This window comes from Xanthomonas sp. WCS2018Noco2-27, assembly GCF_031843525.1.
GTDB lineage: Bacteria > Pseudomonadota > Gammaproteobacteria > Xanthomonadales > Xanthomonadaceae > Xanthomonas.
This window is the reverse complement of the sequence record NZ_JAVTIK010000001.1, coordinates 1,002,214-1,025,826: the sequence shown is the minus strand read 5'-3', so window position 1 is coordinate 1,025,826 and position 23,613 is coordinate 1,002,214. Positions and strand designations below refer to the sequence as shown.

The window sequence follows — 23,613 nt, the reverse complement described above, 5'->3', positions numbered from 1 at the left end:
GCCATGCCAACGCCATGACGATGCAATGCGGTCTTTCGATATCGCCCAGCGCACCAGCCTGGCGCGTGCAACAGTGCGTTCGTGGCATGTGGAGGTGCGATGCGCTGAATATCGCCTTTCTCATCACACGCCAGCTGGCAGCATCGGGGCACGTTTCGCCATTGCCCCCAACGAGTTCGCCATGAATGCAGCCGCCGTTTCGCCCCGTCGCTGGGCCATCCACCCGTTCCATGCAGCCGTGCTCGGCGGTGTATGGCCCTTGTTCCTTGGCGCGCTATTGAGCGACTACGCCTACTGGAGCAGCTACCAGATTCAATGGAGCAACTTCGCATCCTGGCTGTTGGTCGGCGCCATGGTGGTGACCACCATCGCGCTCGTGGCCGCCATCGTCGCGCTGGTGCGCGGCAGCCGCAACATCATCTATGTGATCGCATTGTTGGCAACCTGGATCGTGGGATTTTTCGACGCGCTGCATCACGCGCGCGATGCGTGGGCCATCATGCCGGCGGCATTGACGCTGTCGGCAATCGCCACCCTGTTCGCATTGGTCGCCACCTGGTCGGGGCTGTCGGGTCTGCGCGTGGGAGGTGCACGATGAGCCGCTACACGCGTGTGCTTTCCGTCTCGGTTGTTGCTGCTGCGCTGGCCGCCTGCGGCAAGGCACCCGAACTCGATCAACATGGCGCCACGCCAGAGCTGCCGTCCCCGGATCGCGGGGTGCTGCCCGACATGACGATCGCCGAACCAAGTGCATGGGGCGACCGCAAGCCGACCGTCCCGGCGGGCTATCGCATTACCGCCATTGCCACCGACCTCGGCATTCCTCGCCAGACGCTGGTGCTGCCGAACGGCGACATCCTGGTGGCCGAAGGCCGCGGCGGCTCTGCGCCAAATCTCAAGCCCAAGGACATCATCGCCGGCCCGATCAAGGCCAAGGGCACGTCCAAGGCCAAGAGCGGCAATCGACTGACGTTGTTGCGCGATGCCGACGGCGACGGCACCTATGAATTGAAGACGGTCTTTGCCGACAAGCTCAACGCGCCTTACGGGCTTGCGCTGATCGGCAATGCGCTCTACGTCGCCAACCAGGATGCGCTGGTGCGTTTCGACTATCGCGACGGCCAGACCAAGGCCAGCGGCGCGCCGAGCAAACTGACCGATCTACCATCGGTCATCAATCACCACTGGACCAAGGCGCTCACTGCCAGCGCAGATGGCCGTTATCTGTATGTGGCGATCGGCTCCAACAGCAACATCACCGAACGCGGCATGGCTGCAGAAGTCGATCGCGCGCAGGTCTGGCAAGTTGACGCGGCAACCGGTGCGCACAAGCCATATGCCACCGGTCTGCGTAATCCCACCGCACTGGCGACCCAGCCCGGCACCGGCGCGCTGTGGGCAGTCGTCAACGAGCGCGATGAAATCGGCCCGAACCTGGTGCCCGACTATCTGACCTCGGTACGCGAAGGCGGCTTCTATGGCTGGCCCTACAGTTATTGGGGCAAAAATGTGGACGCACGTGTGATGCCGCAGGACCCGCAGAAGGTGGCCTCTGCCATCGCACCCGACTACGCGTTGGGGTCGCATGTGGCCGCGCTGGGTGTGGCGTTCTCGTCTCCGGTGCTGGGCGCGAAGTTTGCCGACGGCGTGTTTGTCGGCGAACACGGCAGCTGGAACCGCGACCCGCCAGTGGGCTACAAGGTGGTGTTCGTGCCGTTCCGCGATGGGCGCCCGGCAGGTCAGCCGATCGACTTCGTGTCCGGCTTCCATGGCGATGACGGCAAGACGCGTGGCCGCCCGGTGGGAGTCACCGTCGACCCGCGCGGTGCGTTGATCGTGGCCGACGACCTGGCCAACATCATCTGGCGCGTGACGCCAGAGGCCGCTGCAGCGGCGACTCCAGCCGCGCCACAGTAAGCAGCAACGCGAGAGCCCGCCCGGTTGCATGATGCGCCGGGCGGGCTTTCCTTTGCCGTTCTGATCACACGAGACGGCTAGTCAGCCAAATGCTTGGCAGTGCGCCCGAGTAGCGCAGGGCGGGTGCGCAGCAACGCAATGCATGCGGAAGACTGCTCGCTGTGACAGCGACGCGTTGCGACGGGTTGTGTGCATCCACGTGCATCGTCTACTTCAAAGATCGTCGTGAGTAACTCGCAAAAGATAGCCATCCCCTTCGCATTCGCATACAGTGCCGGCCCTGCGTCGGCACTGCCGCGCGGACGTCGGGCGTCAGGATCGCGCCGGGCAAGGCCATCCGGCTAAGAGCAGCTAACAAAATGACTGGGCAGGCGCCAGACGGGCGTGACCGGTGCTCGGTGCGGCATGTACCACGCGTACACGCTGGTTCTGAGCGCGCTGTCCACACCCGCCTGACGACTGCTCGCTACGTTTTGTTAGCCGCTTTAAGAATGCACACACGGGAAGAATGCAGGGACGACTTCTACCGATTGCCAAGGGACGTTGTTGTCGATGTTGTTCAGATGGTTGTTGGGTGTTGTGGGTGTCTTACTCGTTTTGCCTGCCGGCGCAGCAGAGCTTGTCGGTCGGGCCGCCGTCACCGATGGCGATACCATTACCGTGGCGCACAAGCGCATCCGGTTATGGGGAATCGATGCGCCGGAAAGCGCGCAGCAGTGCAATGATCCGGACGGCCGTGCGTGGCCCTGTGGCCGTCGCTCTGCAGAAGCGCTGGATGGTTATCTGATCGACAAGACCGTGCGATGTCAGCAAAAGGATACCGACCGTTACGGACGCGTCGTTGCCGATTGTTTTGTTCAAGGGCAATCGGTCAACGGCTGGATGGTGCGCAATGGCTGGGCGGTGGCGTATCGCCAATACGCAACTGCGTTCGTTGCCGATGAGCGCATCGCGCAGCAGCAAAAACGCAATCTCTGGCAGGGAACCTTCCAGCAGCCTGCCGAGTACCGGCGCAACAAACGCCATCACGTTGCATCGCGTACAGCAGCAACTGCACCGGCAGCTGTGCCGGGCAAGTGCGCCATCAAGGGCAATATTTCGGGCAAGGGCAGCAAGATCTTCCACATGCCTGGTCAACGCGATTACGCGCGTACCAGCATCTCTACCGAGAAGGGAGAGCGCTATTTTTGCTCGGCCCAGGATGCGCTGAATGCCGGTTGGCGGCGCGCCGCACGTTAAGCGGGGAGGGGACTCAGTCGGCCAGGCACGGGAGGCAAGCACATGCAGTCCGCGCACTGGCTGCGTCTGCTTTGCGCTCTTACAGCCCTGCGCCTGAGGCGCCATGCCACGCCGATCAAAACGCGTGGTTTGCTAGCATCGCTCGCTCCACGACAACGCAGCGACCCGATGCCGATGCCCCACATCCCCGAGCCCGATCTGTTCGCGCCTGGCCAAGGCGAGCCCTCCCTGCGCTGGGGCGTGCTCGGTCCCGGCGGGATCGCATCCGCATTCGTGCGTGCGTTGCGCAGCAATACCCATCAACGCCCGGTGGCAGTTGCCTCACGTAGCAGCGAGCGTGCGAACGCGTTTGCGAAGACCTGGGCGATCGACCGTGCGTACGACAGCTATCAGGCGTTGGTCGATGACCCGAACGTCGACATCGTCTACATCGCCACGCCGCATAGCGAGCATCTGCAGCATGGGCTGCTGGCGCTACGCGCCGGTAAACATGTGCTGATCGAAAAGCCCATCACCACCTGCGCCGACGATGCGCACCTGCTCGTGCAGGAAGCGCGTGCACGCGGCCTGTTTTTGATGGAAGCGATGTGGAGCCGCTATCTGCCGCAGACCTCGGTGATCCGCAAACTGCTTGCTGATGGTGCGCTGGGCGATGTGCGCCAGGTGTTTGCCGACCTGAGCCAGCGTGGACCCAGCGACCCTGCACATCGGCAACGCAGTCCCGAACTTGGCGGTGGTGCGCTGCTGGATCTGGGCGTCTACGCCGTGCAGTTTTCCTCGATGATCCTCTCTGCGCCCACCGCAATCACCGCCGTCGGTGAGCTCACCGACACCGGCGTCGATGCCTTTTCCACCATCGTGCTGTCGCATCGCGCGCATGCGCAGTCCACCTTGATCAGCTCCATCGTCGCGCGCAGCAGTTCGATGGCCTACGTCACCGGCACCGAAGGGCGCATCGACCTGCTCGGCGATTTCCACAATCCCACCACGCTGCGGATTGGTAGTCACGATGACGCCAGCACGCCGGTCGAATGGACCGACCCGACCGGCATCAAGGGCTATGAAGGGCTGTCATGGCAGGCAAACGCCGCCGCACGCTATATCGGGGAAGGCCGCAGCGAGTCGCCGCTGCATCCGCTCGACGAAGTGGTGCAGATCATGACAACGCTGGACGTGGCGCGCGCACAGCTGCACGCAGCTGCTGCAACGGCTGACGCTGATACCGCTTGACGCGCCTCACCGTTGTCAGGGGAGCCGCTACATCACGGATCGCAAGCACCTCACGCCCGCGCCGCACCAACACATCCGCATCGGGTCAGTCGCACTGCCTGCACGCCCAGCAACCACAGCAGGCGCGGCGCCATCGATCAATCGCCCTCGCGTCGCACCCGTGTACGGTAGGCAGACACATTGTCGCCATCGATCTGCGTTTGGCGCGTGCCGATGATGGTATCGACCTTGACGTCGGTACCGGTCACCGGCTGTGCATCGACCTTGGTTTCGCGCTCGAACGCATGCGATTGATCGGTATTGCGGTAGTACCGATACAGCATCCAGTACAGCGCCGAGCCACCGGCCGGGCCCGCCAACAGCAGAAAAAGAACGCCATCATCGCTCATCAAACACCTGCCAGAAAAAATAGAACCGCCGCTTCGATCGCGGTGCCGGCGGTCAGCGCAGCCAGCAACAGTTTCCACTGCTGGACCGGCACGCTGCCCATGGTTTCGCCGGTGCGGCCATTGACTGCGATGTAGTGCAGCATGCCGCCGTCGCGACCGGGCTGATGGTACGAATACAACCACACCGGCAGATACATCGACACCCAGCGCGTGCCGTGCACGTCCAACCGCTCCGACTCCCAGCGCACCCCACGGCCATAGCGCCTGACCGACGGCTCGACCTGCGCACGTGCGATCGACAGTAGCTGGTCTTCCAGCCGGGGACGTAGCTGTGCGATGTCGCGGTCGCGCTTTTCCGAGCTGAAACCGGCCAGATACGACGCGTTCCAGCGCACGGCGTTCTTGGTATCGAACGGCAGGATCGCGTTGATGATGTTGTTGGTGTTCACCCGGCTATCAAGATTTCCGCGCGCCGCGGACGATTCCAGCGGCAGATCGTCCACTGTGAATTCGATCTGCCGACGCAGCTGATATACGTCGGCGTCGTAATAGGTCTGCTTGTTCTTTTCGGTGCCGCGGGTGTACTGCCGTAGCTTGATCTCGCCCATTCCCGACACGCTGGCGCTCACATTGCCGTCGACGATCATGTAAGGCAGATACACACCCACCACGTTCTCGGGGGTGAACTGCTGCTTGAACGCCTTCAACGCAAACAAACGGCGCTTGCCCACGAACTGACGGATGCGCGCTACCGCATCCTGCTTGTCGATATGGAAGGGCAGCACCGCGTCGGGAACCGCGCCGTTGGCCACCTGTTCGTTGACGCCGAACACATGCCGGCACCAATGGCAGCGCGCCGTCATGGTGCTTTGCGTGTTGATGGTGACCTCGGCCCCGCAACCGGCGCATTTGAAGCTCATCAGGCTGGCCGCCTCCGCAGCGATGTCTTGCGCACCGGAGGCGACGACCGTGCCATGCAACGCGTCGAGGCCTTGCCCGAAGCCGAATGCCTCTTCGACCCGTACCCCTGGCCACTCGGCGCGGCAGTACTGACAGACCAGCAGGTCGGTGCCGAGCTTGGGGCGGATATCGCTGGAGCCGCAGGCCGGGCAGCGGTTGAGGCCATCCTTGAGCTCGGCAGCGGCGGTGTCGATCGCCAGCGGATCGGGAGCCAGCACTTCCTCTCGGATCGGGCCGGGCAGGGTGGCAGGGTCGAGCGCCAGGCTACCCGGCAACGGCGGCACGTCCTGCGCTGAGCCTGGACCGGTAGGCGGTGCCGCACCCAATGGTGGCAGTGGAGGCGGCTGCAGTGGCGGCAGCGGCGGCGGAAAGCGGGGATCGGACATGACGGCGAGCGCGCTTACAGACCCAACGCCCTGGCCTTTGCGGCGTCGTAATCGGCCTGCGTGATCAGGCCCAGATCCAGCATGTCCTTGGCCTTTTTCAATTTGGCCACCGGATCGTCCGCCGCAGGCGTTGCTGCTGCGACAGGCTGCTGCAACGCACCCACACCGCCTGCCAAGCCCGTGGCCATGCCCACGCCCACCAAACCTGCCGCTCCGCCGTGTTCGCCTGCCGATTGCAGACCCTGCGCAACGCTGGCCTGCAAGTTGGAGTTACCGCGCGCCCCGGCCAGCGCATCGGCGCGCTGCACGGTCTTGAGCAATTCGCGCGTGTTGGCGTCGTACTCGATCGACACGATGGTGGTCTTGACGATTGCCAGACCACGATCGGATTTCCACTGATACGCCTGCTCCACTGCATCGGACAGGCTGCGCGCAAACCCCAGCGAATCCTGCTGCAGTTTGGTGATGCGATTGCCCTTGGCCGGGTCGTTCGTATACAGACTGAAAGCGGGCGCGAGCGAGCCGACCACTTCGTTGAACAGCTGACTGGCCGCGGCGTTATCCAGATCGGTGAAGTCGAAGATCGCGCGCGGTTGCAGGTAGCGCGCCGGCACAAAATTCTTCACGAACAGAATGGGGTCGACGATCTTCAAGGTGTACGCGCCGCGCGTGATCGCGCCCACCTGCGTGCCCAGAAAGCCGTCGTCCCAATAGATTTCGGACTGTGTGCCAAAGCGGTTATCCGGCAATTCCTTCAGCGAGACAAAAAACGCTGCCTGCTGAGATCCGGGCTGACCCCCGAACTTGAAGCGCTCCCAACTCTGCCGGATCAACGGCGCCACCAGCCCGTCGCCAGCAAATAGCGATTGCGCATTGACATCGTCCGAGCGCCATTCGTAACCGCCGGGTTCGGCGACAAACCCGGTGATGGCGCCATCCTGCAACAGCAGCAATCCATAGCCTTCGGGGACCACGATCTTCGAGCCATTGCTGATGATGTTGGACGACGCGCTGGTGTTGGCGCCACGCCCGGCGTTGCTGCCGTGCGAAACCGCAGCGAACAGCGCTGCCGTCGCCGGTAGATCCGCCGGCACGGTGTAGAAATCCTTCCACTGGTCGGCCAACACGCCGCTGACCGCACCTGCCACTGCCTGGATCAGACCCATGACAACATCCTGTAATTGGTAGACCCGCAGCGTACCCGTCTTGCGCACGCAACTCTATGCCGTGCGTCGGGTGCGGCGCGCCGCCGGTGGCGCCTGCAGAGCGGTCGGACCCTGCATCGAAGACAGCGGGTTGCACCGCACGACTGTCTGACATGCAAAACCCCGCATCCGCGGGGCTTTGCATTCGTGCATGGCGGCGGCGTAGGGCAGTGCGCTACGCCAGCGCGGTCATCACGGCAGATCGCACTTGATCTTGCCGTCCACGTAATAGGGTTTGGGGACGTCGGGATTGGTGCTGGTTTTTTCGAACACCACCTCGAACGAGGCCATGTCCACCTTGCCCTGTCGCGACGTGCAAGCGTCCTGAAGTTTTTTCTTCACCGCGGCAATGCCGGCTTCGCGGTTGGCGCCATCGGCGCTATTGGTCAGGTTGGCCACTTCGGCCCAGGCCTGGGTGCTCAGGCCGAGCAGGCATCCGGCGAGCAGCATGCTGTGCAGCTTCTTCATACGATCTCCTTTGCAATGTCCATTGTGCAATGTCCCTGGATGCGCGGCAGATGGGTTGCAGCGCGCCGACAGCATAGGCGTGCCACGTTAAGAACCCGTGCGCAGCCACCTGCGCCAATGGCGCGCTGTGTCATGCGCGCTGCAGGTCGTGCAGGCTCCACATCCCGGCATTACCGGGCAAGTGCCAGCGTTGCCCATGCAAGTACGCCGTAGCGCGTGACCTTGGCGATCGTCACCAATGGCAGGAAGACGCGCAGTGGTTCGCGCATGACCCCGGCCGCCAGCGTCAGTGGGTCGCCAATGATCGGCATCCAACTCAGCAGCAGCGACCATTTGCCGTATCTGCCATACCAGGCCTGCGCACGCGCCAAGGCGTTTGGGGTTACAGGAAACCAGCGCCGCCCCTGGAAGCGCAGCACCTCGCGCCCGATCCACCAATTGATCAGCGAGCCCAGCACGTTGCCGACGCTCGCAGCCGCCACAAGCCCCACCACCGAACCGCCATCCAGCAACAACGCAACCAATGCCGCCTCCGACTGCGCGGGAAGCAGCGTAGCGGCAATCAACGACAGTGCGAACAGCGAGAGATAGGTCAAGGGCAGCCTATGGGTTGGTCGTTACGTTCTGAATTTCAGCGCGAGATGGAGACCTTTGACTCACACATGCGCTGGTGCGCGAGCGGCGGCGACATCCGCAAAACCTCACCTCATAAATTCAGTGTGCAGCAATCAATCCGTCGCCATGCAGTGGAGGTTGCGATGCTTGCACCGCTCAATTGTGCAGCGCCCAGCACGCGTTACAGCAGGGCCAGCTGCCCCACCGCATTGCGCACGCTCTTCTTGGTCATACGCACCACCGAACGATGGATCGTCATGCCTTCGATCAAGGCATCGATTGCACTGGCGGCTGCCTTGGAAAAATGCAGTTCCAGCGCTGCGCGGCTGCGTGCCATCCATTGCTCCATGATTGCCGTCATCTCCGGGTGGCGCCGGGCAAACGCGTACAGCTCGTAGCTCAGCAGCAGGATACGCGGCGAGGCGGTGCTGTCGGCAAAGATGATGTTCACCACAGCATCGCAGGCTTGGTCGCGGTTCTTCGCAGCGCGGATCTCGGTGGCGAAGTTCTTCGAGACCTCCTGCGAGAAGCGGGTGAATGCCGCGATCAGCAGCTCATGCATGGAGCCGAAGTAGTAGGTGGTCGCGCTCAACGGCACCTGTGCGTGTTCGGCAACCTTGCGGAAGGTTGTCCCCGCCACGCCATGCTCGACGACCACCTGCAAGGTGGCCTGCTCAATATGTTCTTTTCGATGTGGGTCTTGCCGCCAGGTCCTGCCGCTCATCTGTCTTCATGCACGTATCGACCAGGGCGATGGTAATCCAGAGTTGACGTGCCAATTGGTACAGATGTACAAATTGAGCTACTGGCTTTACGCTGCCCGCAGAAAGGCACCGGAGAGCATTGCTTTTTCTTCACGAGGACTAGGTATGACGGGTTCGGAAAAACACCAGGTCGATGTTGGCCGCAGGGCGACGCTGGGCGGTTTGGCCGCTGGTGGCGTGGTCATCGCAACCGGTGCAGGTGCGGCGCCATCCAGCCACTGGCAGCAAGGCAAATGGCTCAATGAACCCAAATCGCACCGCATCGTGAGCGGCGATGTGCTGGAGGTCGTCACCGACAAGGGCACTGACTTCTGGCGCGAAACCCATTACGGGTTTACCCGCGATAGCGGGCATTTTCTTGGCATCGCGGCGCCGGCAGCATTTACCTGCCAGCTGCGCGTCCGCGCAAAGTTCGAGCAGCTCTACGACCAGGCCGGGCTCATGATCCGCCTCAACGAGCGGCAGTGGGTCAAGGCGGGCATCGAGCTCAGCGACGGTCGCGCGATGCTCAGCAGCGTGCTGACCGATGGCAAATCGGATTGGGCCACAGGGCCGTACGAAGCTGACCCCTCCGACTTCTGGATCCGCGCCACCGTCGACAAGGGCGTGCTGCGTCTGCAAGTCTCCAAGGACGGCACGTATTGGCCGCTGGTGCGGCTGTGCCCATTCCCGGTGGCCAGCACCTATCTGGTTGGTCCGATGACCTGCACCCCAGAGCGCGAGGGCTTGAAGGTGCACTTTTCCGACTGGAAGCTCGGCCCGGTGCTCGGCAAGGATCTGCACGATCTGTCCTGAGGGTTTAGCGCAGCCAACAAAACAGCTGCGTTCACCGTCAAGCGGACGTGTTCGGTGTTCGGTGCGGCACATGCCACGCGTGCGCTCCTGTTTTGAGTGCGCCATCTATACCGACCTGACGGCTGTTCGCTCTGCTTTCCTGGATTGACCAACAAAACGAATGCGTATACCGCCAGACGGGAGCGACCGGTGCTCGGAGCGGCATGTACCACACGTACATCCCTGTTCTGAGCGCATTGTCCACACCCACGTGACACTGATCGCTGCGTTTTGTTAGCCACTCTTAGTCACTCTTCATGCCGTCTATCGCCTGGCAGCAGGTGTCTTCGCAGTTGGATGATTAATGACGTCTCGTGCTTCACACCGTGCGCAGCAGCACGCATCGGGTTGGGATGCGCCAACATCGCACCGGCGTTGTTTTCGATGGCCGGACAACAGCGCGCCATGCCCGAGGACATGGCGATCACCGCAATGACGACACTCGGCTACGCCGGCGTCCTGGCCGGCCCCGCCTTGATCGGCTTCGCCGCCCACGGCTGGGGACTGACCGCCGCGCTGATGCTCGTGGCTGCCGCCATGTGTGCGGCTGCCATTTCTGCCCGCTGGTTGCGATTGGGTAACGCTGAGTAGGGGGGGGAGGGCTAGGCCAACGCCTTGGTCATCAGCATCCCCATGGTCAGGGCAACGATCAGCATTAATCGACCGGCTTGCATGTTGCGGTCTCCGGTTCTTGGGACATCTTGCCTTCGACATCAATTTCAGTAATCGCCGTCCGGTGGGGCGGCGGCCATCGCTCAGTCGCGCCGCACCACCAGACCTGTCTGCGCAGCCAGTAGATCGATCCCCGACGCCGGGTCGCCTAGAAGGGCGGGCCAACCAGCGTTGCCTAGTCACGTCAGGTACGTTCCCACAGTGGCCGCTCAGGTGGAAGCCGGCATTGGTGCCAAGGTGGAGCATCCGCTCCGCGTGAGCAAACGTAGATTCTTTCACCAGTACTTATGCGTGTGCTTTCCCTGCACTGATGAGTGCTCGCAGCATTCTGCTAGCCGCGATAATCCATCGACCACACATGTGGCCCACACGCTGCAACGTCTGCCGCACAAGGCGCGGTGCTATCAGCATGCAGGCATTAATTGGTCAGGAGCGCTTTGCGCTCATGCACTGATGCGTCGATCAACGCAACGGCGCTTCGGTCGCATTGACGTCTACGTTCGCAATGAATGCTCAACAATCAGCAATCAGCGCGCTAAGCGCAGCCACGGGCGATCCAGCGCCAGCTACCACATGAACTTCATCTCACAGCCAAGGTAATTGCTGTCGTGACCGCCGGCGGTACGCACGGTGTCGCCGGCCTGGTAATGGACTGCTTCGATGGCGGTTTGCAGGTGTGTGTTGAGCTTCCAGTCACCGCGCAGCTGTAGATAGCGGCCGGTCCAGTGACTGCCGGTGCCGGCAGTGCCGGCCAGCGGAATGTCTGGCTGCACATACACGGCGTCGGCGGTGCTTTGCCGCCACAACAGGCCGAGCGAGGCGGTAACGCTCAGCTGCGCGGTGGGCCGCAAGGTGAGCATCGGTTTGATCTGCAGCAAGTTGCTATAGCCGGTGTAGCCGGCCAGGTTAATGTACGCGCCGTTCGGGAACAGCGGGTTGAAGGTTTCAAGCTGTCCATCGTCCGGATGTCGGTCGCCGGAGGCGGTATCGACCTGCAACCCCAGGCGCGGCGTCAATGAGGTGTCCTGCCAGGTGTAGCCGGCCTTGAGGCCGAGCGCCCAGGCTCGCGCGCGGCTGTTGCCAACCTTTCCGCGTTGCCCCATCGCCTCAAGATCCCAGTCCAACGCAGTGTGCACACCTGCGAAGCGGGCATCGACAATATCGCGGCGCTCGTTGCCGGCCGCATCCAGAAAGCTGGCGTCATCCTGCCGATAGCGTGCGTAATACAGCGACAGTTCGTCGCTGCCCAGGACGTGGCGTTCGACGCGCACGGTATCAAGGCGCAGATGTCGATTGGAGAAGTCATCGAAGCTGCGCACATCGGCGTACTGCACCGGCTGGCTGACAAACGCAATCCAGCGCCATGGGCCGATCTCGTAGTTGACCCACACCGCGTCGAAGGACTGGCGCACGTTTGGGCCATCACGCAGCGAGACGAATCGCTGCAGGTCGAAGGCAAACTCCTGCCGGCCCACGCGCAGTTTTACATCGCCATCGGCCAGTGGCGCGGTGTATGCGACGAACGCCATGCGCAGGTCGGCACGATTGGCATCGGCCGGGCCGATGCGGCGTTTATCCACTGCGCGTACGTCTTCTAGTTGGGTAAAGAGCTGCAAGTGCTCGCCAACCCGCACGTCCAGATGCGCCTGCAGGCGATGCAACAGATAGCTGTCGCTCTCGCGGCCGATACCCAGCGCAGGCGTGTGATTGCTTTCGAAGCGTTCGCGCAGGTTGATGCCGAACGATGCGTAGCCCGCGTCGCCAAGCGGCACATATTTCAGGCGATCGAACGGGTGCGTGCGCAGCGCGGGGTCAGCAAGCGGCGACCAGTCTTCCTGCCAACGGTTCGACTTGATGGCGGGGCGTACCGGTGTGGCGATGGTTGCATCGACCGAAGACTGCGCCCATGCATCGGCGCATGGGCACAGGACCAACATCAAGGGCAGTGTGAGGCGTAACGACATGTGCGATCAGGAGTGGAGTTCGGCGTGCAACTCGGCGACATAGCCGCCGGGGAACTCCACCATCGCCGACTGTCGACCCGACGCGGCCACCGCAGGCACCAACACTTTTGCGCCGGACGCGGTGGCGCGCGCGAGCGTTGCCGCAAGGTCGTCCACTGCGTATCCGGTGAGCTCGTGCCCGTACGGATAGGGCAGGTGGCCGTCAGTCACCAACACCTGCAACGCACCGAAGCCGGAGCTGATGACGATGCTGCGGTAAGTGACGCCAGGCCGGCCGATCAGCGTTGCGTCCGCATGGCGGTCATCGCGCTGCACCTTGCCATGCGAGAACTTCAGCCAGGCTTTAACGAACGCGTCGGCGCGATCGGGCGAGACGTAGACGCGGTTCTCCGGAATCGTCGCCAGCGGTGCGTAATGCGGTGCGGTGTCGTGCCAGTACAGCTGCATGCTGACGCCGCCCGGCCAGGCGATCACCGCATCCATACCGATAGGATCCTTGAACGGTGCAACCAGCACCTCCGCCCCGGCAGCGCGTGCGGCGCTGATTGCCTGCTGCATGTCGGTCACCAGATAGCCGGTGCGTTCGCTGCCGAACGGGTGGGGCACCGGCGTACGAAATCCGAACAACGACACGGTGCCTGCCGGCGTCTGCACCAGTTGCGAGCTGGTACTGCTTGGCGTTGGCGTGACCGTGGCGATCACCTGGCGCGTGCTTTGTCCGCCGAAGGTCGCGGCGAAACTGCGCGCAAACGCATCCACATCGGCAGGTGCCACATAGACGTGTGTGGTGTCGTACTGCGGGCCGACCGACACCGGTGCCGCAGCATCGGCAAGGACCGGGAGGACCGCGCTTAGCATCAGCGCGGCGGAAAGGCTCAGGGAAAGTAGCGGACGCATGGAAGTTCCTTTGGGGAAATAGGGCAGCGATGGCATCTCCGGCCATGGGTAGTCGATGCCTTTGCGGTAGGAGTTGGATGCACTTGGAGCGTTCTTGCGCGCCGGTTGGACTAGACGCCGCCCGCATCGCGCTGTGTTTGTTGCCAAGTTTCTTGATCACGCGCGCGATCTGCGTTGCAGCTACGCGCATCGCCACAGAGAACAACCGATTGATCGATGCGCCGTCTTTGCAGGATTCTCGCCGGCGACGTACTAGGCCTTACGCAGGTGAGATGCACCATCAGATCGCATGGACGAGCGCGCTCACGCATCGCCTTCGTCGGTTCGCGCAGGTGGCGGTGATGGCGCAGCCAGCGGCACGCGTTTGCCTTCTGGCAGATGCCCGAACATATGTGGCTTGACCTGATGCCCGATCCACGAGGCCTCGGTCTGACTGCGCGTTGTCAGCTGTCGCACGAGTGGCGGCAGTTGCTCACCGACCAGGATGCCAAGCAAGCCGACCAATGCAATGACCGGCGGCGCTGGCGAGCGCACATTGAGCAGGCTGTAGATCGCACCGACCAGCAGACCGGCGCCAAGCGAGAGCAAATAGGGCTTCATCGTGCGACTGCCTGTGGTGACGCACGGTCCGCGCAGGTCGGCAGTGCATGGCGTCTACGTGCCACCGCCAGCCAACGTGCCTGGTCGCGTGGCGAGGGGAGTGCACTGCCGGCGAGCGCGTGGCGCTGGCCCGACACATCAGACATCGTCATGGACGCGATCTCTCTGGAGGGGGAATCGCTGGGTCATGGCGTCGAGGGACGCCAGCGATGTGGTCCATGCTGGACGCCTCGGGCCGAATCCAGAACACCGCGTCGGGGCAGGGTCCGATGACTCGTTCGGGGGATGCGTGCACACGGCACACGGCGCGCCTCCGCCATGCGTTCTGTACAGCAGGCTGGTTCAGGTGACGCCAACCTGCACGGCAGATCAACATCGACGCATGGCAGGAAATGACGTAACAGCGGCATTGTTGCTGCGGGGGGGAGTGGGCAAAGAATGCACGCACACGACCCACCTACGGCAGCACCATGGCACCTGGCATCTGCCTGGATTGGTTCGGCACGCCACGTTGGCTGCATGCGTCTTGCTGGCCGGATGTGCAGCGCCGCCATCGAAGGCGACGCCACTTGCAGCAGCGACATCGAGTGCCACATCCACCGAGGACGCGTTGATCTTCGCCTATCGCGCTCGCTTCAATTGCGCGCGCGGTGATTGCGGTGGTCGGGGAGAACACAGGCGTGGAGATCAGCGACTTCCTGGTGCCTTTCGCGATCCTGTCCCGCGCCAGGACGCTGACGTATCCGCAGTGACGCTCCATGAGGGGCCGCCACGGCGACCGAGTAGGCACCGGAGCGTGACTACGCGTTACGCGACGTCATTGCACAGCATTGGACTGCACTTGGCGGTGCTCATTTGCGGTTGCCGCCTATCGATTTTTCGGAGCGGGAAGCGGTCTGCCCGTACAAGCCAATGTTGTTACTTGTGTGCATCCTTGAGCAACTGTGGATCCCTGAGCATCTCGTCTGCCGTTTCCATTCGGGCCTGGACGGTTTTTGATGCCAGCGGGTCGATACGCGCAACGAGCTTGCCTGCCGCATCGCGTATCCAGATCGTCACCCGGACATCCAATGACCGAGACAGCACGTGCCAGGCCACGAGTTCGGCAAAATCTTCGCCTGCAGATGCGGTGGAGTACAGGGAAACAAAGGGAGACTCGGCCAATGCCTCGTACAGTGCCGGTGCCTGCGCCAGCGGCTGCGGTGGCTGTTGCCGGTAGAGGGTTTGAGCCAGTGGTCCTTGACTGAGTGGTGCGGCCAGGCCGCGATAGTCGGCCCATACATCGCGAAAAGGGCCACCATTGGCGGTGATCTTCAATGCGTGATCGACGACATGAGTTGCCTCGTGCAGCAGCAGATACTCGAGTGCCGGGACCGTCCCAGCGTCCATTTGGAGGCGATATCCCGACGCGTCGGCAGTGAACAGCCGCGCATCCTTGCCGGTAAGGAATTCGCTGAGTGATGTATCAAGCACATCCGCACGCACCGTGATATCGAACATCGGTGCGCCATCGGGGCAATCGTGCTCGCGCGTCAATGCCGTGCCTGGACTATCTGGCGCATCGACAAAACTCAATCGCGCCAGGTGCCGTTGCAGCATCTGGCGATGCAGGGTTGGCAAGGCATTGATGGCGCGCTCGACCAGGATCCATTCGCGTTCGCTCAAGACATGCACCTTTGCGGGTTTGGAAGCGCTGGAGAAGGCGCGCAGGCTATCTGGGTGAGCCGGTTGTAAGCGCGCGCGCAAGGACATGGCTGATAAATCGGCTGCGGCCTGCGCTGGCGTGTCGGAGGCTGGCGCGCATGTTTCTCTGGCCCAGGCGGTAGTGACGCAGCTCAATGAAACGACCAGCAGGCCGGCGGCTACTCGGAAGGATGTCGATCTGCGCAAATGCGGCATGGGAAGCACCAGGATTTGGGTGGGGCGCGCCGGGGAGCATGATGGCGGGCTGTCGGTAGAGCGTAAACGAAGCAATTGCGTGCTCTGCCATATGGCACCTATCAGTGGACCGTTACCAGCGGGATGATGCGGCAGATGCCATCCTCTGCGTGGAAACAACGGACGCATGCCGCACACATGCGGTCTATTCGTCGAGGTCACGTCGCCAGCAGCTAGCCGCGTACTGGTCGTCACCTCAGACGAGCTCGGCTATTTGCGATCACCCGCCCAGCCGGCGCCTTGACGCGACTATTGGACGTAACAGTCGCAACACATATGCATTGCCTTTTCTTATTGCACTTGATTTTCGCTGTATACCACAGCGATCGCTGGCGTTGCCATCGATAGCAGATCGTTGCGCTCGATGCGAGTGTGACCGCCTCCGTGAGGGCGGCCGGATCAAGGTGCATCGTATGTCTTGATCCGGCCGGTGCGCCGGGAGCAGTGCGTGGTCCTTGCCCACGCGGCATAAGGCGCCGCCATTACAAATTTCATCACGCCAGCCAAGCCCATCACACACACCCATACCTGCCATCCCGGCGTTCGATTTCACCGCGCACTGAGCTGCGCGCACGATGCGCTTCCAGTGCAAGGGCATGCCCTTTGCCACACGGCCGCTGCAATCGCAGTGCCCAGCAATCACGCAGATCATCGGAGGCGGCATGTCCGTTCGCAGCAGCAGTCAGAAATTCATCGCCAGGAATCGCGCACCCCGCGTGCAGATCGAATACGACGTGGAGATCTACGGGTCGCAGAAGAAGGTGCAGGTGCCATTCGTCATGGGCGTGTTGTCGGACCTGTCCGGCGCCAATACCGGGAACCTGCCTGCCTTGGAGGAGCGCGAGGCGATGGAGATCGATGTCGACAACTTCGACAGCCGGCTACGTGCCATGCAGCCGCGGGTGGCGTTCACCGTTCGCAACATGCTCACCGGTACCGGCGAACTGCCGGTGGACGTCACCTTCGACAGCTTGGACGATTTTTCGCCGACCGCGGTGGTGAAGAAGGTGGTACCGCTAGCCGAGCTGCTGGAGGCACGCACCCAACTGGCCAACCTGGGTACCTATCTCGACGGCAAAGCCGGTGCCGAGCGTCTGATTGCCGATGCGATCAAGGATCCCGCCCTGCTGCGCTCGCTGATCGCAGCTCCCAAGTCGACCGATGAGTAACGATCACATGGCCAATTCCAATCCCGCCATCGCCGCCGAGCAGGCCGACGACCAGACCCAGCTCTCGCAGGTCGACGATTTCGCCGCCCTGTTGACCCGCGAATTTCGTCCGCGCAGCGAGCGTGCTGGCGAAGAGGTGCGGCGTGCCGTGCGCACGTTGGCCGAGCAGGTGCTGGAGCGCAGCGACATCATCAGCGACGACCTCGCGCAGACTATCAACGCGTATGTCGCCGAGATTGACCGCAAGCTCTCCGAGCAGCTCAACCTGATCCTGCACACGCCGCAATTCCAGGCGCTGGAAGGCGCATGGCGCGGTCTGCACTATCTGGTCAGCAATACCGAGTCGGACACGCAGTTGAAGATTCGCGTGCTCAACGTGTCCAAGAAGGAACTCGCCAAGAACCTCAAGCGTTTCAAGGGCACCGTCTGGGACCAGAGCCCGGTGTTCAAGAAGATCTACGAGGCCGAATACGGCCAGCTTGGCGGCGAACCCTATGGCTGCCTGATCGGCGATTACCACTTCGACCATAGCCCGCAGGATGTCGACACGCTGCGCGGCATCAGTCAGATCGCCGCCGCCTCGCACGCTCCCTTCATCGCCGCTGCGGGTCCGGGTTTGATGGGCATGGAAAGCTGGAGCGAGCTGTCCAATCCACGCGATCTGGCCAAGATTTTTTCCACCCCCGATTACGCGGCATGGCGTTCATTGCGCCAGAGCGAGGATGCCAAGTACCTGGCGCTCGCCATGCCACGCACGCTGGCGCGATTGCCTTACGGGGCCAAGACCGATCCGGTGGAGGCGTTTGACTTCGAAGAGGACACGCAGGGCGCCGATTCGTCGCGCTACACCTGGCAGAACGCGGCCTACGCGATGGCGGTCAATATCAACCGGTCGTTCAAACAGTACGGCTGGTGCACCCGCATTCGCGGCGTGGAGTCGGGCGGGGCAGTGGAGGGCTTGCCGACGCATACCTTCCCGGCCGACGACGGCGGCGTGGACATGAAGTGCCCGACCGAGGTTGCAATCACCGACCGCCGCTCGGCCGAGCTCGACAAGATGGGCCTGATGCCGCTGGTACATCGCAAAAACACCGACATGGCAGCCTTCATCAGCGCCCAGTCGCTGGGCAAGCCCGAGGAATACGACGATCCGGACGCCACTGCCAATGCGGCGCTAAGCGCGCGCTTGCCGTACATGTTCGCTTGCTGCCGCTTCGCGCATTACCTGAAGTGCATCGTGCGCGACAAGATCGGCTCGTTCAGCACGCGCCAGCAGATGCAGAGCTGGTTGACCGATTGGGTGATGAATTACGTCGACGGCGACCCGGCCAATTCCAGCGAAGAAACCAAGGCGCGCAAGCCATTGGCCGCTGCCGAGGTGGTGGTCGAAGAGGTCGAGGGCAACCCCGGCTACTACACCTCCAAGTTCTTCCTGCGCCCGCACTACCAGCTCGAAGGCCTGACGGTATCGCTACGCCTGGTTTCGCGCTTGCCGTCGGCGCAGGCCGCCTGAGCGGTCGCAGGCTTCGTTTTCAGCATTAGCGACCTGCGGCTCACAAAGCCGCGGGATCAGCTCCCCTTGCACCACACATCACTGGAGAAGTTCCATGGCTTTCGATATGCATCTCAAATTTGGCTCGGGCGACGTCGAGATCAAGGGCGCATCCAACCATTCCAAGCACACCGACCAAGTGCCGATCATTGCCTGGTCCTGGGGCACCAGCAACACCGGAAATTTGCATACCGGTGCTGGTTATGCGGCGGGTGGCAAGGCCAATGTGCAGGACATTTCCATCACCAAGTACGTCGACAGCTGCTCCAACGCCTTGCTCAATGCCTGCTGCACAGGCGCACGCGTGGAGTCGGCCACGCTATACGTCACCAACGCCACCGGCGAGCAGACCGACTACGTGACGCTCGAGTTGAGCGAGGGCGTGATGATCACCTCCGTGTCCACCGGCGGCAGCGGCGGCGAAGACCGTCTGACCGAAAACGTGACCCTGCATTTCGGCAAGTTCAAGTACTCGTTCCAGCCGCAGGACGACAAGGGCAAGAAGCAGGGCGGCACCAAGGACTTCACTTTCAACATGCAGGAAGTGAAGAAGTCCTGAGTCCCTCGTATCCCCCCGACCGGAACGCCGCTGCCGATGTCTACTGCCCATCCCGAACATGCCTGTGCCCGCCTGCTCAAGGCGGGTAACCCCGCGCAATCGTTGGCCACAGCCAAGGACTGGGTGCGCCAGTGCCCGGCCGATGCCGAAGCGCGCATCGGGTTGTTCCAATTGCTGGCCGTGGCGGGGGAGTGGCAGCGGGCGAAACAGCAGGTGCGGCTGGCTGCAGAGTTGGACCAGAGCTGGGGCGGGGTAGCCGGTGCGTATGTGCGCATCCTCGACGCCGAACTGGAACGCGAGCAGGTGATGGCCGGGCGGATGATGCCGTTGATGCCCGGCCAAGTACCGCCGTGGCAGCACGATCTGCTGCAGGCATTGCAGCATGATCGCGACGGCGAACCAGGGCAGGCGGCGCGACGGCGTGCCCTGGCGCTTGCACAGGCCGACGCGATCGCTGGCCACATCGACGGCCAGCGTTTCGACTGGCTAGCGGACGCGGACCCGCGATTTGGCCCCTGTCTGGAGGTCATCCTCGAAGCGGGTTATGCCTGGGTGCCGTTCGCCCAAGTGCGCAGCCTGCGCTTGGAGGCTCCCACCAGCTTGCGCGACCTGCTCTGGCAGACTGTGGAGATCGAATGGCGCAACGGCACGCACAGCCGTGGCGTGCTGCCGTGCCGTTACCCAGGCAGTCAACACAGCGAAGACGGCGCGATCCGCCTCGGCCAGCGCACCACCTGGGAAGGTGAAGACTTGTCCGCGTGTGGTTTGGGGCAACGCCTGTTGGCCGGTAGCGAGGACGACTACGCCGTGCTCGACATCCGCCACCTTGAATTCGACATCGGCGCGGTGGAAGCACCATGGCCGAACTGACCCAACAAGAGCGATTGCAGCCCTCGCTGCTGGACCGATTGATCGATGACCGCCGGCATGAGCTGGCGGAAAGCCGCGACGCACGGGCGATCAGTCCGGCCAAGCTGCGCGACTGTGTCATGCGCGACCTGGCCTGGCTACTGAACTGCACCCGGCATTGGCACGAAGACGCACTGCAGGCGTATCCGCATGTCGCCAGCTCGGTGCTCAATTACGGCATTCCCGACCTGGCCGGCGCAAGGCTGGCGGGGCTGGACGTGATTGAACTGCAGAACCTCATTCGTGCAGCGATCGTGGCCTTCGAGCCTCGCCTTGCAGCAGCCAGCCTGCAGGTCACCGCGAAAGTAGACACCGGACGCATGGACCGCATGTCGCTGTCGTTTGTCATCGATTCCGAAATGTGGGCACAGCCGCTGCCACTGGCGCTGTATCTGCGTACCGATCTCGACCTGGAAACCGGTCGTTTCAATCTCTCTTCAGGAACCCACTGAGTCATGGACCCACGCCTGCTCCATCACTACAACCGCGAGTTGCAGCATGTACGCGAGATGGGTGCGGAGTTCGCGCAGACGTATCCGAAAGTGGCGGGCCGTCTTGGGATGAGTGGCATCGACTGCGCCGATCCTTATGTCGAACGTTTGCTGGAAGGGTTTGCGTTCTTGTCAGCACGCGTGCAACTCGAGCTGGAAGCCCAGCAGCCCGTCTTCGCGCAACACCTGATGGAAATGCTGTACCCGCACTTCCTGTCGCCGGTGCCGTCGATGGCCGTGGTGGAGCTGCAACCGGAGCAGGGCGAGGGCATCGGCCCAGCGGGGCATGTGGTGCCGCGTGGTAGCGCGCTACGCTCGTTGATCGGGCATGGCGACCGCACCGCCTGCGAGTATCGCACTGCGCATGCGGTAACGCTGTTGCCGCTGCAACTGACCGCTGCCAGCTACCTGGCCTCGCCTGCAGCGCTGGCCACGCTCGGTGTGCCGGTCGAGCCGCGTGCGCGCGCCGGCCTGCGCCTGGTCTTCAACGTACATGCCGGGCTGCGCCTGGACATGCTGGCGCTAGACACGTTGCCGATCTTCATGACTGGGACAGACGGGCTCGCCGGCAGCCTCTACGAGCAACTGCATGCCAATGCGCTGGGATTCGTAGTGCTTGCCCGTTCTGCGGACGGGCAGGTGCTCACTCGCACGTTCGGTCCCGAGCATCTGAAGCCGCAGGGCTTCGACGACGAGCAGGCGCTGCTGCCGCGCAGCGAACGCTCTTTCAGCGGCTATCGCCTGCTGCAGGAGTACTTCGCCTGCCCCGAGCGTTTCCTGTTCGCCGCCTTCGAGGGCCTGGCGCAGGTGCTGCCGCGGGCGGCGTGCGCCGAATTCGAGATTCTGGTGTGGTTCGATCGCAGCGTCGAACGACTCGATAATGCGGTGGATGCGAGCAACTTCCGCCTGCATTGCACCCCGGCGATCAACCTGTTCCCCCGGCGCGGTGACCGCATCCATCTGCATTCCGGCATCTCCGAGCATCATGTGCTGGCCGACCGCACGCGGCCGATGGACTTCGAGGTCCATGGCGTGGAGCAGGTTGAAGGCTTCGGTGATGGCAATGCGTCGATGCAGCGCTTCGAGCCGTTCTATGGCGCGCAGCCGCGCAGCTGGCATGAGCGGCGCTCGGCGTTTTATGCCTTGCGACGGCAGCCGCGGCGGCTATCGACCGGGCAGCGCCGCACCGGTCCGCGCTCGAGCTATGTCGGCAGCGAGGTATTCCTGTCGCTGGTCGACGGCGACCAGGCGCCGTATCCGCATCAATTGCGTCAACTGGGCATGCAGCTGTGGTGCAGCAATCGCGACCTGCCGCTGCACATGCCGGTAGGTAAGTCCACTACCGACTTCGTGCTCGACGACGGCGGCCCGGTGACGTCGATCCGCTGCGTGGCCGGGCCCACTCGACCGCGCGCGGGGGTGACCACCGGTGATACGCGCTGGCGCCTGATCAGCCATCTGCAGTTGAACTATCTCTCGCTGCTGGATGCCGGCGACGACGGCGCCACTGCACTGCGCGAGATGCTCACGCTGTACCACGACCCGCACGATGCCGCAGCGCGGCGACAGGTGGACGGCGTGCGTCGCATCGCCTCGCGCCCGATTGTGCGGCGCATCCCGGTGCCTGGCCCGGCCACCTACGGCCGTGGACTCGAGATCACCCTGACCTGCGACGACGCTGCCTTTGAAGGTCAGGGCGTCTATCTGCTGGCCTCGGTGCTGCGGCATGTCTTCGCCCGGCAGGCATCGCTCAACTCCTTTACCGAAACCGTGCTGTGCACGCTCGAACGCAACGAGGTCGCCCGATGGTCAGCCCATCTCGGCAATCGGCCGATCCTGTAGCGCTGCTGGCGCAACTGGATGCGCAACCGCAGGACTTCGAGCTGTTCGAAGCGTTACGGCGGCTGGAGTGCGCGCATCCGGCACAACCACGACTGGGCCAGGCAGCACGGCCGCTGGAGGAGCCCGTGCGCTTGGGCCAGCGCGCCTCGTTGGAGTTTCCGCCGCGCGACATCGACAGCCTGCATGCCGGCGTGGACGGTCGACCGCCAACACTGCGCACGCTGTCGCTGGGTTTGTTCGGCCCGCATGGCGCGTTGCCGCTGCACCTGACCGAACACGCCATCGAACGCGAGGGTGCCGGGGACCCCACCTTTGCCGCGTTCGCCGACATTTTTCACCATCGCATGATTGCGCTGTGGTATCGCGCCTGGTCCGATGCGCGTCCCACCGTGCAGATGGACCGCCCGGGCGATGATCGCTTCGGCGCGCGGCTGGATGCATTAACCGGTGTGGACCAACCCGCGCTGCGTGGTCGCGATGCGATGCCGGCTGCTGCACGCCGCCATTTCGCCGGCCGCTTCGTTGCCCAGGCGCGCAATGCAGAAGGTCTACGCGCCGTATTGATCGGCTTGTTCGACATCCCTGTGCAGGTGCAGGAGTTCATTGCCAACTGGCTGCCGTTACCCGAAGACGGACGGCTGCGGATGGGCCGTGCCGCCGCGCGCATCGGGCGTGACGCCACGCTCGGCGCATCGGCTCGCAACGCGCAGCATCGCTTCCGCTTGCGCCTTGGGCCGCTGGATATCGCCTGTTATCGCGAGTTCCTGCCCGGCAGCCACGCGCTGGCCATGCTCACTGCCGCCGTGCGCGGCTACATCGGCGACGAGCAGGCCTGGGACCTACAGCTCGTGCTGGCGCGCGAAGACGTCCCGTTGCCGGTGCTGGGGCAGGGGCAGGGCCAGCGTATCGGCCTGTCGCTCTGGCTCGGCCACTATCGCCGCCCGCTCGACGCCGACCAACTTGTGCTTGCGTCGCCCTGATTCATTTCTTAGTTCTCACTTATTGGAGTTTCC

The 23,613-nt window shown here is 63.2% G+C and carries 22 protein-coding genes, 2 other RNA genes and 1 pseudogene; 15 read left to right on the top strand and 10 right to left on the bottom strand.

Annotated features, from left to right (window positions below):
* Window positions 1-181: 181 nt before the first annotated feature.
* The 5 genes from RQH86_RS04525 to RQH86_RS04505 all read left to right on the top strand — a co-directional run bounded on the left by RQH86_RS04525 (window position 182) and on the right by RQH86_RS04505 (window position 4,386).
* Complete coding sequence (locus tag RQH86_RS04525) at window positions 182-598, top strand: hypothetical protein (protein WP_311238871.1); 417 nt, start codon at window positions 182-184, stop codon at window positions 596-598.
* On the top strand, window positions 595-1,917 hold the full coding sequence (locus tag RQH86_RS04520) for a sorbosone dehydrogenase family protein (RefSeq protein WP_311238872.1): 1,323 nt from the start codon (window positions 595-597) through the stop codon (window positions 1,915-1,917). Before RQH86_RS04525 ends, RQH86_RS04520 begins: the two co-directional genes overlap by 4 nt.
* A 405-nt stretch (window positions 1,918-2,322) precedes the next feature.
* A non-coding RNA gene (locus RQH86_RS04515) (sX9 sRNA) lies at window positions 2,323-2,399 on the top strand.
* 70 nt (window positions 2,400-2,469) lie between these two features.
* Window positions 2,470-3,156 carry a thermonuclease family protein gene (locus tag RQH86_RS04510; protein ID WP_311238873.1) on the top strand — a complete coding sequence of 229 codons (687 nt, stop codon included), beginning with the start codon at window positions 2,470-2,472 and terminating at the stop codon, window positions 3,154-3,156.
* A 168-nt stretch (window positions 3,157-3,324) separates the two neighbouring features.
* Complete coding sequence (locus RQH86_RS04505; RefSeq protein ID WP_311238874.1) at window positions 3,325-4,386, top strand: Gfo/Idh/MocA family oxidoreductase; 1,062 nt, start codon at window positions 3,325-3,327, stop codon at window positions 4,384-4,386.
* A gap of 137 nt (window positions 4,387-4,523) precedes the next feature.
* Here RQH86_RS04505 and RQH86_RS04500 read toward each other — a convergent pair whose 3' ends face one another.
* From RQH86_RS04500 to RQH86_RS04475, 6 genes are all read right to left on the bottom strand, one after another.
* Window positions 4,524-4,775, bottom strand: a complete 252-nt coding sequence (locus tag RQH86_RS04500) for a hypothetical protein (protein ID WP_115527782.1) — start codon at window positions 4,773-4,775, stop codon at window positions 4,524-4,526.
* Window positions 4,775-6,121, bottom strand: coding sequence for a TFIIB-type zinc ribbon-containing protein (locus RQH86_RS04495; RefSeq protein ID WP_311238875.1), 1,347 nt, complete (start codon window positions 6,119-6,121; stop codon window positions 4,775-4,777). Before RQH86_RS04495 ends, RQH86_RS04500 begins: the two co-directional genes overlap by 1 nt.
* Before the next feature lie 14 nt (window positions 6,122-6,135).
* Window positions 6,136-7,287, bottom strand: a complete 1,152-nt coding sequence (locus RQH86_RS04490) for an SPFH domain-containing protein (protein ID WP_311238876.1) — start codon at window positions 7,285-7,287, stop codon at window positions 6,136-6,138.
* Between the two features lie 231 nt (window positions 7,288-7,518).
* Window positions 7,519-7,794, bottom strand: a complete 276-nt coding sequence (locus RQH86_RS04485; protein WP_055854279.1) for a hypothetical protein — start codon at window positions 7,792-7,794, stop codon at window positions 7,519-7,521.
* Between the two features lie 170 nt (window positions 7,795-7,964).
* Complete coding sequence (locus RQH86_RS04480) at window positions 7,965-8,390, bottom strand: YqaA family protein (protein WP_115527785.1); 426 nt, start codon at window positions 8,388-8,390, stop codon at window positions 7,965-7,967.
* Window positions 8,391-8,590: 200 nt separating this feature from the next.
* Window positions 8,591-9,133, bottom strand: coding sequence for a TetR family transcriptional regulator (locus RQH86_RS04475; protein ID WP_115562017.1), 543 nt, complete (start codon window positions 9,131-9,133; stop codon window positions 8,591-8,593).
* 145 nt (window positions 9,134-9,278) lie between these two features.
* Here RQH86_RS04475 and RQH86_RS04470 point away from each other — a divergent pair, with 145 nt between their 5' ends.
* From RQH86_RS04470 to RQH86_RS04460, 3 genes and pseudogenes are all read left to right on the top strand, one after another.
* Entirely contained in the window at window positions 9,279-9,968 is a 690-nt protein-coding gene (locus RQH86_RS04470; protein WP_311238877.1) for a DUF1349 domain-containing protein, read from the top strand.
* 203 nt (window positions 9,969-10,171) lie between these two features.
* A non-coding RNA gene (locus tag RQH86_RS04465) (sX9 sRNA) lies at window positions 10,172-10,247 on the top strand.
* 102 nt (window positions 10,248-10,349) lie between these two features.
* Window positions 10,350-10,598: pseudogene (locus RQH86_RS04460) on the top strand (MFS transporter); the annotation flags it as partial.
* Window positions 10,599-11,245: 647 nt separating this feature from the next.
* Here the strand turns inward: RQH86_RS04460 and RQH86_RS04455 are convergent.
* The 4 genes from RQH86_RS04455 to RQH86_RS04440 all read right to left on the bottom strand — a co-directional run bounded on the left by RQH86_RS04455 (window position 11,246) and on the right by RQH86_RS04440 (window position 15,814).
* Complete coding sequence (locus RQH86_RS04455) at window positions 11,246-12,643, bottom strand: alginate export family protein (protein ID WP_311238878.1); 1,398 nt, start codon at window positions 12,641-12,643, stop codon at window positions 11,246-11,248.
* A 6-nt stretch (window positions 12,644-12,649) separates the two neighbouring features.
* On the bottom strand, window positions 12,650-13,540 hold the full coding sequence (locus RQH86_RS04450) for a glyoxalase (protein ID WP_311238879.1): 891 nt from the start codon (window positions 13,538-13,540) through the stop codon (window positions 12,650-12,652).
* Window positions 13,541-13,843: 303 nt separating this feature from the next.
* Window positions 13,844-14,140, bottom strand: a complete 297-nt coding sequence (locus tag RQH86_RS04445) for a XapX domain-containing protein (protein WP_311238880.1) — start codon at window positions 14,138-14,140, stop codon at window positions 13,844-13,846.
* A 918-nt stretch (window positions 14,141-15,058) separates the two neighbouring features.
* Complete coding sequence (locus RQH86_RS04440; RefSeq protein ID WP_311238895.1) at window positions 15,059-15,814, bottom strand: hypothetical protein; 756 nt, start codon at window positions 15,812-15,814, stop codon at window positions 15,059-15,061.
* A 926-nt stretch (window positions 15,815-16,740) separates the two neighbouring features.
* Between RQH86_RS04440 and tssB the strand changes: the two genes are divergently transcribed.
* From tssB to tssG, 7 genes are all read left to right on the top strand, one after another.
* Entirely contained in the window at window positions 16,741-17,247 is a 507-nt protein-coding gene (gene tssB / locus RQH86_RS04435; protein WP_311238881.1) for a type VI secretion system contractile sheath small subunit, read from the top strand.
* Complete coding sequence (gene tssC / locus RQH86_RS04430) at window positions 17,240-18,760, top strand: type VI secretion system contractile sheath large subunit (RefSeq protein ID WP_311238882.1); 1,521 nt, start codon at window positions 17,240-17,242, stop codon at window positions 18,758-18,760. The genes tssB and tssC overlap by 8 nt, the downstream gene beginning before the upstream one ends.
* Window positions 18,761-18,854: 94 nt before the next feature.
* Complete coding sequence (locus RQH86_RS04425; RefSeq protein WP_115527790.1) at window positions 18,855-19,358, top strand: type VI secretion system tube protein Hcp; 504 nt, start codon at window positions 18,855-18,857, stop codon at window positions 19,356-19,358.
* A gap of 36 nt (window positions 19,359-19,394) precedes the next feature.
* The gene (locus tag RQH86_RS04420) at window positions 19,395-20,228 is read left to right on the top strand and encodes a type VI secretion system accessory protein TagJ (protein ID WP_311238883.1); all 834 of its coding nucleotides are present in this window, start codon (window positions 19,395-19,397) and stop codon (window positions 20,226-20,228) included.
* Window positions 20,216-20,719, top strand: coding sequence for a type VI secretion system baseplate subunit TssE (gene tssE / locus RQH86_RS04415; protein WP_311238884.1), 504 nt, complete (start codon window positions 20,216-20,218; stop codon window positions 20,717-20,719). Before RQH86_RS04420 ends, tssE begins: the two co-directional genes overlap by 13 nt.
* 3 nt (window positions 20,720-20,722) lie before the next feature.
* On the top strand, window positions 20,723-22,600 hold the full coding sequence (gene tssF / locus RQH86_RS04410) for a type VI secretion system baseplate subunit TssF (RefSeq protein ID WP_311238885.1): 1,878 nt from the start codon (window positions 20,723-20,725) through the stop codon (window positions 22,598-22,600).
* The gene (gene tssG, locus RQH86_RS04405) at window positions 22,564-23,580 is read left to right on the top strand and encodes a type VI secretion system baseplate subunit TssG (RefSeq protein WP_311238886.1); all 1,017 of its coding nucleotides are present in this window, start codon (window positions 22,564-22,566) and stop codon (window positions 23,578-23,580) included. The genes tssF and tssG overlap by 37 nt, the downstream gene beginning before the upstream one ends.
* Window positions 23,581-23,613 lie beyond the last annotated feature (33 nt).